This is a genomic window from Paenibacillus sp. sgz302114 (genome assembly GCF_056120345.1).
In genome coordinates, this window is sequence record NZ_JBVYOI010000001.1 from 39,853 (window position 1) to 57,092 (window position 17,240).

Here is a 17,240-nt window from a genome sequence, read left to right on the forward strand (position 1 = left end):
TTTGTTCTGGTCCAACAAGGCTAACGAATCGTAAACGACTTCGAGCCTACCTTATCAGCTGCTTTAGCCAACGAGAGATCATATTCGGCACTCTCAGCAGCCGTTTCGCGCATTTCGCATTTCCGACTGCGAGAGATCGGATTTGGAATTCTCAGCACCGTACTCTTCCGAAAGTGGCACTTGGAGCGGCTCGCAAGCACAGTGCTTCAGCGCCCCCTACGGACTTCTCCCAGACACCAAGAAGCCCCTCCAACAGAAGGGGCTTTTTTGTATATTCACCTGCGAATAAGCTAGATAACGCCTTGCGCAATCATCGCATCGGCAACCTTCGTAAAGCCGGCAATATTAGCGCCGATTACGAGGTTCCCCGGATGGCCATACTCCTCAGCCGCTTGCATGCTGCGTACGTAAATATTCGTCATAATCGCATGCAGCTTCGCATCGACTTCTTCAAAGCTCCATGAGCTTCTCATGGAATTTTGCGACATTTCGAGCGCGGATACGGCGACGCCGCCGGCATTGGCTGCTTTAGCAGGTCCGAACAAGACGTTGCCTTTCAAGAACAGTTCGATGGCTTCAAGCGTAGATGGCATGTTCGCGCCTTCTCCGATTGCGATGACGCCATTCTCGACCAGCAGCGCAGCCGATTTCTCGTCGATCTCATTCTGCGTCGCGCAAGGCAGCGCGATGTCGCAAGGCAGTGACCAGATTCCGCTGCAGTCTTCCACGTAAATCGCATTGCGATGCTCTTTCACATACTCGCTGATACGTTTGCGTTCAACTTCCTTCAACCGCTTGACCGTTCTTAGATCAATGCCGTCTTCGTCATAGATATAGCCGTTCGAATCGCTGCATGCGACAACCTTAGCTCCTAATTGCTGCGCCTTCTCAATCGCGTAGATCGAGACGTTGCCGCTGCCTGATACGACGACGGTACGGCCTTCGAAGCTTTGACCTTTCCACTTCAGCATTTCATTCACGAAGTAAACGCAGCCGTAGCCAGTCGCTTCCGTACGTGTGAGGCTACCGCCATAGAGCAGGCCTTTTCCCGTCAAGACGCCAGCTTCATTGCCGCCTCTGATCCGTTTGTACTGGCCGAACATATAGCCGATTTCTCTTCCTCCAACGCCGATATCTCCAGCTGGAACATCGATATCTGGGCCGATATGGCGGTACAATTCCGTCATGAAGCTCTGCGTGAAGCGCATAATTTCCATATCGGATTTGCCTTTCGGGTCAAAATCAGATCCACCCTTGCCTCCGCCGATCGGTTGGCCGGTCAAGGAGTTCTTGAAGATCTGCTCGAAGCCGAGAAACTTAATAATGCTCGCATCTACGGACGGATGGAAGCGAAGACCGCCCTTATATGGTCCGATGGCGCTGTTGAATTGGATGCGGAAGCCGCGGTTCACTTGAACCTTGCCATTGTCATCGACCCAAGGAACCCGGAAAATAACGGCGCGTTCAGGCTCAACAAGCCGCTCCAGGATATTATGTTTGATGTACTTCGGATGCTTTGAGATAACAGGGACTAGGGAGTCCAAAATTTCTTTTACAGCTTGATGGAAGAGGTGTTCATTCGGGTTGCGGCGCAGCACAGTTTCATAGACGGAATCAACGTAAGCCTTTGCTTCTTGGTTGATTTTTTCAGGTGTTGTGGTCAGCATGAATTGAATCTCCCTTCGAGGTTTGTACTTTTTGATTGATTGTTTGCACTTTGTAACCTATCTTAATGGAAATATTGCCATTTATGTTAACAATATAATTTGTCGGTGCGATAAAAAACCTTTATTGTGTTAAAGCGGCAATTTAGTATAGAATTGGAACTGATGTCCGATATCTAACATGACGTGTTATACTGTGAACAAGCTTTCTCATTCATTCAAATACGAGTACTAAGGAGATCAGACGCAATTATGGCAATTAAAGTTGGCATTGTAGGATACGGAAACCTAGGTAAAGGCGTTCAACAAGCAATCGCGCAAAATCCGGATTTTGAACTCGTTGCAATCTTTACACGCAGAGAGCCGGAGCAAATGACTTCTCTTCTAGGCGAAGTGAAGTTTGAGCATATTTCCGCTGCAGACGCTTATATCGGCGTTATTGACGTCATGATTATGTGTGGCGGTTCGGCTACTGATCTTCCGGAGCAAACGCCTGTTATGGCGCGTATGTTCAACACGGTGGACAGCTTCGATACCCATGCGAATATTCCGGCATTTTTCGATGTCGTAGATGCTGCTGCAAAAGAGAATGGCAAGGTGAGCGTTATCTCAACCGGCTGGGATCCGGGTTTGTTCTCCTTGAACCGTCTTCTAGCACAGTCGATCCTTCCTGAAGGAACGGACTACACGTTCTGGGGCAAAGGCGTCAGCCAAGGGCATTCCGACGCGATCCGCCGTGTGCCTGGTGTGAAAGGCGGCGTGCAATATACAATTCCGGTAGCCGACGTTATCGAACGTATTCGTTCTGGCGAGACGCCGGAACTGTCTACTCGTGAGAAGCATCTGCGTGAGTGCTACATCGTTGCAGAAGAGAACGCCAATCGAGAAGAGATTCGCAGCGCCATCGTATCGATGCCGAACTATTTCTCCGATTACGACACTACGGTAAACTTCATTACGGAAGAGCAATTGCGCGAGGAGCATGGTGAAATGCCGCATGGCGGCTTCGTTATCCGAAGCGGAATTACAGGTCAAGGCAAACGCCAAATCATCGAATTCGGCTTGAAGCTGGACAGCAATCCGGAATTTACAGCGAGCGTGCTTGTCGCTTATGCAAGAGCGGTCGTACGTATGAGCCGCGAAGGACTCAAGGGCGCGAAGACGGTATTCGATGTACCATTCTCGTACTTGTCGCCGAAGTCGGCTGAAGAACTGAGACGCGATCTCCTCTAAAATCAAACTCGAAGACCCGTAAGGAGAGCACTTTTAGCAGAGTGTTCCGCCCTACGGGTCTTATTTGATTTTGTCGTTCACGGATCTGCATCGTATGTTATGATGGGTTGAAAAGTAAGCAAGAACGGAATATCGACAGGAAGCAAGGGAGATACGATGAATTCGATCACGATTGGCTTGTTCGCGCATGTGGACGCTGGCAAAACGACGTTCGCCGAACAGCTGCTTTATCATACGAACAGCATCCGGGAGCGGGGCAGAGTCGACCACAAGGACACCTACCTCGACAGTCATGATATCGAGCGTGCGCGAGGGATTACGGTGTTCGCAGATCAAGCGGTAATGACCTATAAAGGGACGACATATTATCTAATCGATACGCCGGGTCACGTCGATTTCTCGCCGGAGATGGAGCGGGCTCTTCAGATTATGGATTACGCGATTCTTGTTGTAAGCGCAGTCGAAGGCGTGCAGGGTCATACGGAGACGGTGTGGCAGCTGCTGCATAAGCACCGCATACCAACGTTCTTCTTCGTGAACAAAATCGACCGGACCGGTGCAGATGTGAACCGGGTGCTCGAGGAGATTCATATGCATTTGACCCCGGATGCGTGTCTCATTACGGATCGCTTGGCGGACGGTTGCCTTGACGAGTCGTTAATCGAGATGATCGCGGAGCGGGATGATCAGCTGCTGGAGACTTTTCTAGCGAGAGGAACGGATGAGCAGGATCATGCCTTCTGGCTGGGGGAGCTGCAAGCGATGATTCGCGGACATCGGCTGTTTCCGTGCGCGAGCGGGTCTGCGCTGCAGGACGTTGGCGTTATGCCTTTTCTCGAGCAGCTGCACGAATTGACTAACTCGGCTTACAACGACACGGAAGCCCCATTCGGTGGACGCGTCTATAAAATTCGCCATGACCAGAGCGGGATGCGGCTGACTTATATCAAAGCATTAAGCGGCACGCTGAAGGTGCGCGATGAGCTATGTTATGGGAGCGGGGACGAGCAGGTTTGTGAGAAAATCACGCGTCTGCTTCTTGTGAATGGGACGAAGACGCAGGCAGTTGACCAGGTTCGCGCAGGCGATTTGTTTGCGGCTATTGGGCTGTCCTCCGCTGATGCGGGGCAAGGCTTGGGCAGCTTAACGGATCGGCTTGTATACGATATGGTGCCGACGCTGACGTCGAAGGTTGATTTTGCGGCTGATAAGCTTAATGTGAAGGATGTGCTGAGGGCATTCCGAATGCTTGGTGCGGAGGATCCGTCGCTGAACGTCATCTGGGAGGAGAGCCTTCAGGAAATTCATATTCACGTCATGGGTCTCATACAGCTTGAAGTGCTGCAGCAGCTCGTGAAAGAGCGGTTCCAGATCGATGTGACCTTCGGCAGTCCGGAAATTTTGTACAAAGAAACGATCGCGGAGGCCATTCGCGGGTACGGACATTTCGAGCCTTTGCGGCATTATGCGGAGGTTCATCTGCTGCTTGAGCCGGCAGAACGGGGAAGCGGCGTCGCATTCGATACCGTGTGCCATCCGAATGTGCTGAGCGTGGGCAATCAGAACCTGATTAAGACGCATCTCTTCGAGCGGGAGCATCACGGCTTGCTGACGGGAATGCCGCTGACTGATGTAAAGGTGACTCTTCTAGTCGGAGCCGCGCACAATGAGCATACGCATGGCGGCGATTTCCGCGAGGCGACCTTCCGCGCGCTGAGGCAGGGGCTGGAGAAGGCAGAGAACGTATTGCTGGAACCCATTTACGAGTACAAAATTAAAGTGGAAATGGATTACCTCGGCAAAGTGCTCTCGGATATCCAGCGGGCCTCCGGGCATTTCGAGCCGCCGCACACGACTACGACTCATGCTGTCATTACGGGTAAAGTTCCGGTAGCAACCTTCATGGACTACAGCACGGAGCTGGCTTCGTATACGCATGGCAGAGGCATTCTTCATCTCGCCTTCGCTGGCTACGACCGATGCCACAACGAGCAGGAAGTCATTGAACGCAAGGCATATCGGAAGGACGCAGATCCGCTCTATACATCGTCTTCGATCTTCTGCGCGAAGGGAGCCGGTTATTCGGTTCCTTGGGAGGAAGCGGAAGCAAAGATGCATTTATTATAGAAATCGACTGGCATAAAGGGGGAATCAACGTGGCAAAAGCATTAGCGAAAGCAGCCGTTCCAATTGGAGCAGCGACCGTATTTCCAATTCTATTCGCAATTAGTATCGTCCATTTGCTCAATGACACGATGCAGTCGACTGTCTCGGCGCTCTTCCCGATTCTAAGGGATTCGATGCATCTCAGCTACAAACAGATCGGGTTCATTGCTTTCGCGATGAACGTTACGGCAGCCGTTATTCAGCCTCTTGTCGGCTCGCTTGCTGACCGTCGCCCGAGGCCGTACATATTGCCGGTTGGGGTTGCTTTTACACTCGTAGGTGTCATCGCGCTCGCGCTAGCTCCTGCGTATGCATATCTCGTTATGGCGGTTATGTTGATCGGAATCGGCTCTGCGATTTTCCATCCGGAATCGTCTCGTGTCGCTTATATGGCTGCAGGTGGCAAAAGAGGGCTGGCGCAGTCGATCTTCCAAGTCGGCGGCAATATCGGCGGTGCGCTTGGACCGATTATGAGTGCCGCGATCTTCGTGCCGCTCGGGCAGATCAGCGTGCTCTGGTTCACGATCGCTGCCATCGCTGCGATGATTATTCAGTTCTATGTCGCGCGCTGGTACAGTGAGAACAAGCTGCAGCCTCGTCCTGCTTCGGCAAAGTCGAAAGCTGCTGCAGGCACGAAGAAAGCGTCGTCGTTATCGCGCAATCAAATCATTGGAGCGATCTCGGTACTCGTGTTTCTCGTGTTTACGAAGCATATTTATATGTCGAGCATCTCGAGCTATTATAGCTTCTACTTAATTGATTATTACGGGGTCAGCGTTCAGCATGCACAGCTGTTTCTGTTCGCTTTCCTCGCGGCATCGGCGGCAGGCACGTTCTTCGGTGGACCGCTGGCAGACCGTTACGGACGCAGGAACATTATTTGGTTCTCGATTCTTGGTACGGCGCCATTCTCCATTATGCTGCCATATGGCGGCTTGGCATGGTCGGCCTTGATGTGCGTCTGCGCGGGGTTCGTCCTATCGTCTGCATTCTCGATTATCGTCGTCTTCGCGCAAGAGCTGCTGCCGGGCAAAGTCGGCCTCGTATCCGGCTTGTTCTTCGGCCTTGCGTTCGGCATCGGCGGTCTCGGCTCAGCGGTTCTTGGCTGGATCGCGGATTCGACGAGCATTGAGCATATGATGAAGCTGACCGCATACTTACCGCTGCTAGGGATATTAGCGATATTGCTGCCGAAGGATGAGCGGGTCCGGGCGGCTTAATGTGGTGGCTGGATGATGGACGCTAACGGACCTCAGAAGGTTTGTATGTTCCGTTAGGTACTGAGGCGTATGAAGAAGGCACCCCAAGAAGGGGTGCCTTCTTTGTTATTCGCCTAGCGATACTTAACGACAGGCCATTTCTCTTTCCTAAGCGCATTCATAAGCTCCGGCCCGACATGCAAGTTCTCCTGCACGAGCTGCTTCGGAGTTAACGCCATCCACTGATTAAGCGACACATCCTCGAAGCGGCTGCTCTTAAACATTTCCAGAAACCAGAGGCTCGTATTGCCGGTGTTCTGAATATAGTGTCCGAATGCAAAAGGAACGTAGCCGACATCGCCGGCGCGGTAATCGAACGTGCGAGCTGTACCTTCGCCGCCGAATACGGTCATCCGGCCCGTGCCCGAAATGTAATATTGCCACTCGTCGTTGTTCGGATGCCAGTGCATCTCCCGCATGCTGCCAGGCTTAATCTCGACGAGCGCTGCGGCAATATTGATCGCTGCCGGGAAGCTCGTGGAATCGACAATGCGCACGGTGCCGCCCGGCGTAACGATCGGCTTCTGGGCCAGCAGCCGGTAGGTGAGCGCATTCGGTACCGTGCCATTCGGATCCGGCACCTGCTGACTCTCGATAGAGCCGGGCATGCTGCCTTGGAAGATGTACACCTGATCATTCGGGATGTGCGAGAAGGCAGTCATTGGCACGCCGAAATTGCAGGACAACACATCCTTCGGCGTATGCGCGAACCAGTCAGAGATGGATAGCGTGTTCAGGTCCGAGAAGCTTCCGTCGTCGAACACGAGCAGAAACTCGCAGCCCCCCTCAAGCCCTTGTATGGAATGTGGAATGCCTGGCGGGAAAAACCACAAGTCGCCAACGCCAATATCAGCTATGTAGTTCCGCCCATTCTGGTCCACCGCGGTTACGCGGGCACTGCCGACCAGCATAATGGCCCACTCTGCCTGTTGGTGCCAGTGCAATTCACGGACGCCGCCTGGCGTGAGCGCCATGTTGACCCCAGCCAATGTGGTTGCAATCGGCAGCTCCCGTACCGTTATCTCACGGGACCATCCGCCGCGATTGAGCTGCATATGCGTATCGGAGAACGAGAATTTAAATTCGGCATCGTACCGGAATCGGTAGGAGGCGGCACGAGCATGTCGGGATTCTCCAGGTCCCGCATGACATCGCGCGGACCAAGATCCCACCAGCCGCTGCCATCACCCCGAATCGGCTGCGGAATGTGCGTATGCCCCGATTGATTGCGCAAGTATTGCAAATATTGCGGATCGTATACCATCAGATGATCCTCTTCCTCTCTTGAAAGAATCATCTTAAATGTATTCGTGAGAAAGGAATGTATGTCTCATCGAACAAGCCCTCCCGCCGATTTGGCAGTTGGGCTTGTAAGAGGTGCGGCTTTGATAAACTGGCGCATGTATATTCATAAAAGTCCGGGGAACCATTAAAGGGACAACTGACAGGTTGTTGTAGAGCGAGAAAGGAGAGGTTCAAATGACAACTAGCCGTGGCCATCAAGGCGCGCATGGAATCGGTCAAGTGGAGAAGCAATTGAATCGTCAAGCTGAGGCTGCAACAGCTATTCAAGGTCAGAACCATACCGATCAAGAAGTTCTGGCGGCAAGTCAGGTGCATTCACTCGAGCTAGCGGCTATTATCGACGTTCACAATGAATAAGAGCGAATCCGCGGATTTTCCGCGGATTTTTACTTTTTATCAAGCTTCTGCCCTGTTTACCATTTGAACGCTAGGATGGAGCAGCTGCTTATCGGAGAAACCATAAGAGTACTTCCGCAATCATCACATCCTATGGAGGTTGACGATTTGAAGAAGAAAACAATCGCAAGTGCTGTTGTGGGGTTATCCTTGTCGACAATGCTCGTTATTCCAGCAATGGCTGATACCGCAATGAACGGTACCGGCAGCGGCGTTAACGGCCAGCCAACCGTGACTAATAACAGTACGTATGGCAGCACGACAACGTATAACAGAGCGAATACTTTCGGTACACCTGGAGCAACTGGCACACCTGATGTTTATGGCATTCCTGGCACCACTAAACAGTATAGCGATATGAACGGCCGAATTGGCTCTTATGGAACGAATGCCTATTATCGATATGGAAATGGGAACATGAACTCTTACTCGTACGGAACGCCGGCACACGGGAATTTGAACCCTTATTCGTATAATCCCGCTGTGAACCGATACAACACTGGCACCACAAATTTAACCCGGGCCAACAGCCTTCGGGCAACCTCTGTAGATACGGACAATAAAGGCACGAATTGGGGCTGGCTTGGCTTGCTTGGTCTGATCGGTTTGGCTGGCATGCGAAGCCGGAGTCGCGATAACGACCGCGAACGAACCTAATCGTTAGCAAGATAATGGTCCTTTGGTGCATGGTAACGTCATTTGAGCAGATGATGTTACTCTTGCCCCAAAGGGCTTTTTTATACAATTCAACCCTCATTCTCCGACAGCTCATCTAGCGTCTTGCTGAAGCTGTCCGCCATATGGGTCAGAAACCAGTCGACCTCCGGCATTTGGAGGCTCTCAAGCTTCTGCTCGATCTGCCCTTTGGCGACGGCGAATTCGCGGTTGCCCGAGGACAGCTCGGACAAGCATTTCATATACGCGTCGAGCAGGTCCGCCGCTTTGACCATCGCGAGCAAGTCCGCCTGCTCGCTGCCTGCCGCTGGCGATCCCATCACAAGCGGCGCATACGCAGCTTGCAGCGGCTCCGGCACCATGCTCAGCAGCCGCTCGGCTGCCAGCGTCTCGATCTCGCGGAAATTCGCGAGCATCTTCGGGTTGTGATGCTTGACCGGCGTCGGAATGTCGCCGGTGAACACCTCGGTGGCGTCGTGGAACAACGACATCGTTACAGCACGATCGGCGTTCAGCGACCGGCCGAACACGGCGTTGCCAATCTCGCAAAGCATATGGGCGAGCAGGCCGACATGATATGAGTGCTCAGCTACATTTTCGCGTGTCGTATTGCGCATGAGGCTCCAGCGTTCGATGTAGCGAAGCCGGTACATATAAGCGATGAAAGGACTGTCCATAATCTGCTCTTGCTCCTTTGCACTTCTAGCAATTGTAGGATGCGATGCCTTCCGAAAGCGGGATGCCCGCCGGGAAAGGATATGGTATGATAGAAACTATAATTGTAATCATTATAAATCGAAAGACGAAAAGCGACTAGAGAGAGGAGCCAATAAGGCGTTATGCAACATTTTGAACAAAGCGTTTATAACCTCATCGTTGAGACATCTACGAATCTACCAGGTGATGTCCGCAAAATCATTCAAGCGGCGCAGGAAGCAGAGGACCGCGCAACACGCGCTGGCCTATCACTGTCGACGATTGCTACCAATATTGAGATGGCGGAATGTAATGTATCGCCAATCTGCCAAGATACAGGGATGCCTACATTCGTCGTTCACACGCCGGTTGGCGCCAACCAAATTATCATGAAGCAGCAGATCCGTGCTGCCATTGCACGTGCGACAAAGGACGGCAAGCTGCGGACGAATTCCGTTGACTCGCTGACAGGCGCTAATACGGGAGATAACCTGGGTCCAGGGACGCCGGTTATTCACTTCGAGCAATGGGAGAAGGAAGAGATTGACGTTCGTCTGATTCTGAAAGGCGGCGGCTGCGAGAACAAGAACATTCAATACAGCCTCCCGATGGAAGTATCGGGGCTTGGCAAAGCAGGCCGTGATCTTGACGGCATCCGCAAATGCATTATGCACGCGATTTACCAAGCGCAAGGCCAAGGCTGCAGCGCAGGCTTTATTGGCGTTGGCATCGGCGGCGACCGCACGACAGGCTATGAGCTTGCGAAGCAGCAGCTGTTCCGTCATACGGACGACACGAATGACATTGCTGAGCTTGCGCAGCTCGAAGAGTATGTGATGGAGAATGCGAATAAGCTCGGCATCGGAACGATGGGCTTTGGCGGACAAGTTACGCTGCTCGGCTGCAAAGTCGGCGTCATGAACCGTTTGCCTGCAAGCTTCTTCGTATCCGTAGCTTATAACTGCTGGGCGTATCGCCGCCAAGGCGTCCTGCTCTCCGCAGATACAGGCGAGATCCAATCGTGGATCTACCCAAGCGGCTCGGACACTCCAATGAAGTCGCAAGCGGCAGACGAAGCGGCTCAGGCAGTAACGGATAACGCTGAACGCCGTGAAGTTGTGCTGAATACACCGCTCACAGAAGAGCAAGTACGCAGCTTGAAGGTTGGCGATATTGTCATCATTAACGGCGAAATTCATACAGGCCGCGATGCGATTCACCATCACCTGATGGATCATGACGCTCCGGTCGACTTGAACGGCGCTGTTATTTATCACTGCGGTCCGGTTATGCTGAAGGACGAGAACGGCTGGAAGGTCAAAGCAGCCGGCCCGACGACAAGCGCTCGCGAGGAGCCTTACCAAGGCGACATCATGAAGAAATTCGGTATTCGCGCGGTCATCGGCAAAGGCGGTATGGGTCCGAAGACGCTTGCTGCACTGCAGGAGCATGGCGGCGTTTATCTGAACGCAATCGGCGGCGCAGCGCAGTACTACGCGGAATGCTTCAAGAACGTCAACAGCGTTGACTTCATGGAATTCGGTATTCCGGAAGCCATGTGGCATTTGCAGACAGAAGGCTTCGCAGCGGTCGTAACGATGGATTCCCATGGCAACAGCTTGCACGCGGACGTTGATAAAGACTCCTTCGCTAAGCTTGCCCAGTTTAAGGAGCCTGTATTTAAATAAAAAAGGGTGTGTAAGTCTTTATGTAAATGAAATTGTGTAGAACATAAGCGGAGCGTGCAATCGTTGTGTAGAAGCGTCAGCGTTCGCCTTTGTACTCAGAATTCAACGTAACAATGATTAGCACGAGCAGCGTTGTTCTCCAGCAATTCAATTTTCTTTAAAGCTTACACAACAAAAAGAGGGATGCGTTATACGCAGCTTCGGACTCGCCTTCAATCGAAGGTTTGAACAATGGATGTTTCTTATTATCCCTGGATGCCTTGTCCTGGGATTCTTTTTTTCTGGGCAGCTGGGACGGTTCGTTCCAGCAGTGCCTTACTGTTTCGCATTCGTGACACTCACGATGGCGATCGGCTGCGGTCTGCAGCAGCTGAAGTCGGTACTGAGGCGTCCTGGCGTCATGCTGTGGACGTTCGCGCTCGCGCATATCGTATCGCCGCTGCTTGCTTATGGGCTTGGCGGGCTGCTCTTTGGCTTCGACTCCCCGTATGTCGTAGGGCTGGTGCTGTTCACCATCATACCGCTTGGCGTATCAACGGTGCTGTGGGTCGGCATGTCCGAAGGCAGTGTGCCACTTATGCTGGCGATGGTCGTCGTTGATTCGGCACTTAGTCCGATCGTCGTGCCGTCGGGCATTCAGCTGTTATTCCATACTTCTGTGGAAGCCAATACGACAGCTATGATGGGCGATCTGCTCCTTATCATCGTTGCGCCAACAATTGTTGGCGTCCTTCTTCATGAATTGTCAAAAGGTCGCATTCAGAAAGCGGTGCAGCCGTATGCCGCGCCGATGTCGAAGCTCTGCTTCACCGCGGTAGTTATGTTGAACGCGGCTGCTATTGCACCGTCGACTGAAGCGCTGCGTGGCGATCTGCTCCGTGTCGTACCGTCGGCACTCGTGCTTGTTGGCATCTGTTATGCGGTTGGCTATTTTGGCACATCGCACTATCGCAATCGCGAAGTACAGGTGACAGTCTCATATGCGACAGGCATGCGCAATATCTCGCTTGGCGTCGTGCTGGCGATGAGCTATTTCAGCCCGCTTGCCGCCGTTCCCGTCGTCTTGTCGATCTTAATTCAACAGCCGCTCGCTACATTACTTCACTATGTTTTGCAAAAACGTAGAAAAGTTACGGAAAACCCTTTATAGCTAAGGGTTTTTCTTTTATCTGCGATCCAATATCCAAGCAACTTCTTGATGATCTCGTTTGATAGAGGTGGTACATTACTACTCGGAACAACCAAGCACGAGTGACGGCTCCAGTTTCACCGCTGGTTCAAATCCTTGTAGAGAAATCCTTGTAGAGAACATTGCTGATAATAGTAAACCAACGAAGTCTATTTCACTTGCCGAGTTCAAGAAAATCATGAAGCCCAACAAGCCTTTCGAAATAGAAATTAAAAACGGTAAACTTGTGGAAATCACTGAAATCATCGGCGGTTAATGAATTTCAAAGAAGCACTCCTAATTGGGGGGGCTTTTTTTGATGCTTATGAAGTCGATCGTTTGCCTACTGTTCTTTTCATCATATCCCAAGTATGATATAGGCTTAGTTAGTGTATGGAACGGTTTTACAAAAACTTAACAATAAGGCGACTGGCGCAGGAAGCTAAGGACAGGTACGATGTTAATTGAACGATTCGGCTTGGAGGTAGGAAGATGAACAGCTTTCGCATGCGGCTCACGCTTATTCTGATCGTTATGATCGGACTGGCAGTATTAGCAGCCGGATTATTCATGGGCAAGACGTACCGGGATAACCATCTCGACGCATTGCAAGATAATATGACGCGCGAGATGAAGATCATCCTGGACCAGATGGAGTGGCGCACAGGTGAACCTGACTCGCTGTACATGTACTACACAGGGAAAGCGCAGCGTCTGAAAACCATTACGGATACGCGCATCACCTTCATTCGAAGCGATGGTGTCGTGCTTGGCGATTCCGACCACGATCCGAAGACGATGGACAATCATCTCACGCGCGAAGAAGTCATTGAAGCGAAGCGGAGCGGCGTTGGATGGACGACCCGCCACAGCGAAACGATTAATGAAAATTTACTGTATGTGGCGATGCTGGTGAATCCGAACAATCCGGAGCATTCCGATATTATACGGATGGCCCTTAGCTTGCAGAAGGTTGACGAGAGCATCAGGCAAGTATGGGCAGCACTCATTGTTGGCCTTGTCATTCTGTTCGTTGCCGCTGCGCTCATCAGCTTCCGTGTCGCGCAAGGCTTGACGCGGCCGCTTGAGCAGATTACGCGCGTATCCAAGCGGATTAAAAATCTTGATTACCGCGCGCGCGTCGAAGTGACTCGGCATGATGAGATCGGCGAACTCGGGCTCGCCATTAATGCGATGGCGGACAGCTTGCAAGAGCAGATGTCGCGCATTCATACGAACGAGAGCCAGCTCGCAAGCGTGCTTGATAACATGATCAACGGTGTTGTGAGCATTAACAGCAGCGGCAAAATTCTGCTGCTCAATCGCCGGGCTGAAGAATTCCTTGGCTTCTCTGCCAAAGAACTGGTCGGACATCACTTCGCTTCCGCAAAACAGCAGTACGAGCTGTCGCAGATTATTGAGGAAGCACTGGAGCGCAGAGAGCATCTGCGGGATGAGATTACATTCTATTTTCCAGAGGAGCGGTTGCTTGACTTGAACCTTGTGCCGATCTTCGACGAGGATGAGGACAACAAGTTCGAAGGCGTGCTTCTCGTTCTGCAGGACGTGACCGCCATTCGCAGACTGGAGCGGATGCGCAGTGAGTTCGTTGCGAATGTTTCCCATGAGCTGAAGACGCCGGTTACAGCGGTCAAAGGGTTCGCGGAGACGCTGATGGGCGGTGCTGTGAACGATCCGGAGACGGCACGTTCCTTCCTCCAAATCATCTATGATGAGAGCGACCGGCTGAACCGATTGATCGGCGACATTCTGGAGCTGTCGAAGATCGAATCACGCCGTGTTCCGCTGCTCTACTCGCCTGTTGAGCTGTCCTCGTTCATGGAGAAGACGATGGAGCTGATGAGCGCGGAAGCGGTGCGCAAAAACATTCGCTTGTCAACGAAGGTGGACCCTGGTGTCTATGTTGAAGTTGATGAGGATCGTTTGCGGCAGATTATCATGAATTTGTTAGCCAACGGTATAAACTATACGTCAGATGGCGGCTCTGTCTCGATTACAGTGGAACCGGTTCTCGGACCTGGGCAGACGCTGGAAGACAATTATGAGCATATTCGCATTCATATTTCGGATACGGGCATGGGCATTCCGAAGAAAGATTTGCCTCGTATCTTTGAGCGATTTTACCGGGTGGATAAGGCAAGGTCGCGCAGCTCAGGCGGTACCGGGCTTGGCTTATCTATCGTCAAGCATCTCGTGGAGCTTCATAAAGGAACGATTACCGTCGAAAGCAAAGTCGGAATCGGCTCAACCTTTACGATTGAACTGCCAGTCATTCAATAAAAGGGATGACGGGTAGTTCTGCAGAAGGGGTTTACCCCTCAATGGAAACAGTGCTATGATAAAATGGAATTGTAGAACGTGAAGCCATAGCCAGGTCATGTTGCGGGCATGGTAGTTTGGGGGTCAACATGACACAGAAAGTGTTGGTCATCGAAGACGAGCCGACATTGGCGAGGTTGTTATCGTACAACCTGTCGCAGGAAGGTTATGATACGACGGTTATTGATCATGGGGCTGAGGGTTTGCAGGTTGCATTGCAACGGTCTTTTGATCTTATTATTCTCGATATTATGCTGCCTGGAATGAATGGATTTGAAATTTTGTCACGGCTGCGCCAAAGCGGCAACCGGACGCCCGTTATCGTGCTAACTGCACGCAATGCCGAAGAGGAAGTTGTACAAGGCCTGAAGCGAGGCGCAGATGATTACATGACGAAGCCGTTCGGCGTTGCTGAGCTGCTGGCGCGCGTAGCGGCTGTACTTCGCAGAACCGGACAGGATGAAGCGCAGCTGACGGAGTCGAATGATAAAGTCATCACTGCAGGCGACTTGTCCATTTACCCGGAGCGCTATGAAGTCATTCTGAATGGCGAGACAGTACCGCTTCGTCCGAAAGAATTCGAGGTGCTGCTCTATCTGGTGCAGCGTCCCGGAGTTGTCGTCACTCGCGATGATCTCATGAATGTCGTCTGGGGGTTTGATTATATCGGCGGACAGCGAACCGTTGACGTCCATGTCAGCTCGCTGCGCAAGAAGCTGGAGCTCGGGCAGCAGTCCGTTGAGATTGAATCTATCCGCGGCGTCGGCTACAAGCTTGTGATGCCAAGAAAGCTCGGATCACCGAAATAAGGTGATCGGGCTTTCTTTTTTTTTTTGTACACCTAATCTGCTGAAAATAATGGTAATATGACCTTAACTACGGTATGGAGGTGCAAGAGAGTGGTCGCTTTCGGTTGGTGCAGAGGAATTGAGGATGCAGAGCTGCTCGGACAATATGGATTCGATTACATCGAGTGTGGGCTGCAGCAGCTGCAGTTAGAGAATGAGGCGTTGTTTCGTGAGACGCTGCCTGCTTATTTGAACAGTCCGCTGCCTGTACGGACGTTCAATCTGTTCTTTCCAGGTGATATGCGTATCGTAGGTGCGGAGCTGGACCCGGATCGGGTACGTCGGTACATCCACCGAGGGGCGGAGGCGATGAATCGAATCGGTGCGAGCATTGCGGTGCTTGGCAGCGGGAGGTCCCGCCACATTCCGGAGGGCTATGAGCGGGCAAGAGCAGAGGATCAGATGTTGAATGTGCTAAGCTGGATCGCCGAGGAATTCGACGGCACCGGCGTGACTCTAGCGATTGAACCGCTTAACAAGAAAGAGACGAATCTCATTAACAGTGTTGCTGAAGGCGTCAGCTTCGCCAAGCAGATCAATCATCCTTCGGTAAGGGTGCTGGCTGATTTCTATCATATGGATGAAGAAAGCGAACCGCTAGAAACGATATCGCTGCACAAAGATTGGCTCGCGCACATCCATATCGCGGATACAGGCAGATTGTCTCCGGGCACAGGGCAATATCCGTACGCGGCGTTCGCACAGCAGTTGAAGGAAGCCGGCTACAACGGCATGATCTCCGCGGAGTGTACGGTCCATAAGCCGGAGGAAGAGCTGCCTGCGAGCCTTGCTTTCATGAAGCAGATGTTCTTGTAATGAGCCGAGCCAGCCAGCTAGTCAGTCAGGAAGCTACGCTCGGTTCCACTCCAGCATGCGCTTCTGGAACTGCTTAGGCGAGCAATCATTATACTTCTTGAACATCTTATAGAAGTGCGCCATATTCGGCATCCCGATACAGTCGCCAACTTCCGAGACGCTAAGATCCTTCGTCAGCAGAATACGCTCCGCCCACTTGATCTTGCGATAGTTCACATATTCAGTGAACGACAGGCCAATCGCCTTCTTGAAGAACTTTACGAAGTAATAGTAGCTCATATTGGCGAGCTTGGACACTTCATCGACTTGAATGCGGCCTTCCAGATGCTCCTCTACATAATCAATGACGCCGCGCAGCCTTGCCCGGTCGAAGTCTACATGATCGGCAAGCACCTTGCGTGAATCGCCTCGAATAAGGATCAGAAGCAGCTTCTTGATCAGCATGCTGACGGCGAGCTCGTAGCCGTTCTGCTTCGACGTCACTTCATGCAGCACGGTACGGACACAATCGGCAGCTTCTGCTCGGGCAGCGTCATTTTCTTGGAAAATGTAATTTGCGCGGCTGAGCGGATTTTTGGTTTCTGAGAAAAATCGCATATATGGCATCGAGCTCTGGTCAATGAATTGCTCCAGGTCGAATTGCAGCACGATATAGTTGAGCGGGCCGGCTAAGCTTCGGTCGCGGTGAAGCTGTCTGGCTCCGATGAGAGCGATGTCGCCACTTTGAAGTTTTACGCACTCATCCTCGATATTGACATCGAGCTCGCCGTTCAATATCAGCAGCAACTCAATCTCGCGATGATAGTGCCAATCTATGAACAAATCGTTGTCACGGCTGGACTGATACACCTTTATAGACAATAGAGGGTTTTCATAAACAACCTTCTCATTATAGAATTCCACGGTTACCACCTTTCCGATAGCAAAATCGCATAAAAGCAAACCTATTTTCGCAACTATACTTTTGATGAAATATTGAACTATAC

The 17,240-nt window shown here is 51.8% G+C and carries 13 protein-coding genes and 1 pseudogene; 10 read left to right on the forward strand and 4 right to left on the reverse strand.

Annotation, left to right across the window (positions count from 1 at the left end):
- Positions 1-290: 290 nt before the first annotated feature.
- Entirely contained in the window at positions 291-1,667 is a 1,377-nt protein-coding gene (gene gdhA, locus AC0LWF_RS00170) for an NADP-specific glutamate dehydrogenase (RefSeq protein ID WP_474649563.1), read from the reverse strand.
- Positions 1,668-1,916: 249 nt separating this feature from the next.
- Here gdhA and AC0LWF_RS00175 point away from each other — a divergent pair, with 249 nt between their 5' ends.
- The 3 genes from AC0LWF_RS00175 (at position 1,917) to AC0LWF_RS00185 (ending at position 6,283) form a co-directional block, all read left to right on the forward strand.
- Positions 1,917-2,897 carry a diaminopimelate dehydrogenase gene (locus AC0LWF_RS00175; RefSeq protein ID WP_474649564.1) on the forward strand — a complete coding sequence of 327 codons (981 nt, stop codon included), beginning with the start codon at positions 1,917-1,919 and terminating at the stop codon, positions 2,895-2,897.
- Between the two features lie 156 nt (positions 2,898-3,053).
- Complete coding sequence (locus tag AC0LWF_RS00180) at positions 3,054-5,024, forward strand: GTP-binding protein (RefSeq protein WP_474649565.1); 1,971 nt, start codon at positions 3,054-3,056, stop codon at positions 5,022-5,024.
- Positions 5,025-5,053: 29 nt separating this feature from the next.
- Complete coding sequence (locus AC0LWF_RS00185; RefSeq protein WP_474649566.1) at positions 5,054-6,283, forward strand: MFS transporter; 1,230 nt, start codon at positions 5,054-5,056, stop codon at positions 6,281-6,283.
- 113 nt (positions 6,284-6,396) lie between these two features.
- Here the strand turns inward: AC0LWF_RS00185 and AC0LWF_RS00190 are convergent.
- Positions 6,397-7,586, reverse strand: a pseudogene (locus tag AC0LWF_RS00190) (oxalate decarboxylase family bicupin).
- Between the two features lie 215 nt (positions 7,587-7,801).
- On the opposite strand from AC0LWF_RS00190, the gene AC0LWF_RS00195 reads away from it, so the two are divergent.
- Together AC0LWF_RS00195 and AC0LWF_RS00200 are read left to right on the forward strand one after the other, a co-directional pair.
- Positions 7,802-7,984, forward strand: a complete 183-nt coding sequence (locus AC0LWF_RS00195; protein ID WP_474649567.1) for a hypothetical protein — start codon at positions 7,802-7,804, stop codon at positions 7,982-7,984.
- Positions 7,985-8,131: 147 nt separating this feature from the next.
- Positions 8,132-8,680: a WGxxGxxG family protein gene (locus AC0LWF_RS00200; RefSeq protein ID WP_474649568.1), complete on the forward strand. Its 549-nt coding sequence runs from the start codon at positions 8,132-8,134 to the stop codon at positions 8,678-8,680.
- Between the two features lie 89 nt (positions 8,681-8,769).
- On the opposite strand, the gene yfbR is transcribed toward AC0LWF_RS00200, so the two are convergent.
- Positions 8,770-9,375 carry a 5'-deoxynucleotidase gene (gene yfbR, locus AC0LWF_RS00205; RefSeq protein ID WP_474649569.1) on the reverse strand — a complete coding sequence of 202 codons (606 nt, stop codon included), beginning with the start codon at positions 9,373-9,375 and terminating at the stop codon, positions 8,770-8,772.
- A 162-nt stretch (positions 9,376-9,537) separates the two neighbouring features.
- On the opposite strand from yfbR, the gene AC0LWF_RS00210 reads away from it, so the two are divergent.
- The 5 genes from AC0LWF_RS00210 (at position 9,538) to AC0LWF_RS00230 (ending at position 16,254) form a co-directional block, all read left to right on the forward strand.
- Entirely contained in the window at positions 9,538-11,082 is a 1,545-nt protein-coding gene (locus tag AC0LWF_RS00210) for a fumarate hydratase (RefSeq protein ID WP_474649570.1), read from the forward strand.
- 310 nt (positions 11,083-11,392) lie between these two features.
- Positions 11,393-12,232 carry a bile acid:sodium symporter family protein gene (locus tag AC0LWF_RS00215; RefSeq protein WP_474649571.1) on the forward strand — a complete coding sequence of 280 codons (840 nt, stop codon included), beginning with the start codon at positions 11,393-11,395 and terminating at the stop codon, positions 12,230-12,232.
- Between the two features lie 510 nt (positions 12,233-12,742).
- On the forward strand, positions 12,743-14,551 hold the full coding sequence (pnpS, locus tag AC0LWF_RS00220) for a two-component system histidine kinase PnpS (RefSeq protein WP_474649572.1): 1,809 nt from the start codon (positions 12,743-12,745) through the stop codon (positions 14,549-14,551).
- A gap of 128 nt (positions 14,552-14,679) precedes the next feature.
- Positions 14,680-15,399 carry a response regulator transcription factor gene (locus tag AC0LWF_RS00225; protein ID WP_474649573.1) on the forward strand — a complete coding sequence of 240 codons (720 nt, stop codon included), beginning with the start codon at positions 14,680-14,682 and terminating at the stop codon, positions 15,397-15,399.
- A gap of 90 nt (positions 15,400-15,489) precedes the next feature.
- Positions 15,490-16,254 carry a sugar phosphate isomerase/epimerase family protein gene (locus tag AC0LWF_RS00230; protein ID WP_474649574.1) on the forward strand — a complete coding sequence of 255 codons (765 nt, stop codon included), beginning with the start codon at positions 15,490-15,492 and terminating at the stop codon, positions 16,252-16,254.
- Between the two features lie 33 nt (positions 16,255-16,287).
- Here the strand turns inward: AC0LWF_RS00230 and AC0LWF_RS00235 are convergent, their stop codons facing one another.
- Positions 16,288-17,157 (reverse strand): helix-turn-helix domain-containing protein, encoded by an 870-nt coding sequence (locus tag AC0LWF_RS00235; protein WP_474649575.1) that lies wholly within the window; start codon positions 17,155-17,157, stop codon positions 16,288-16,290.
- Positions 17,158-17,240 lie beyond the last annotated feature (83 nt).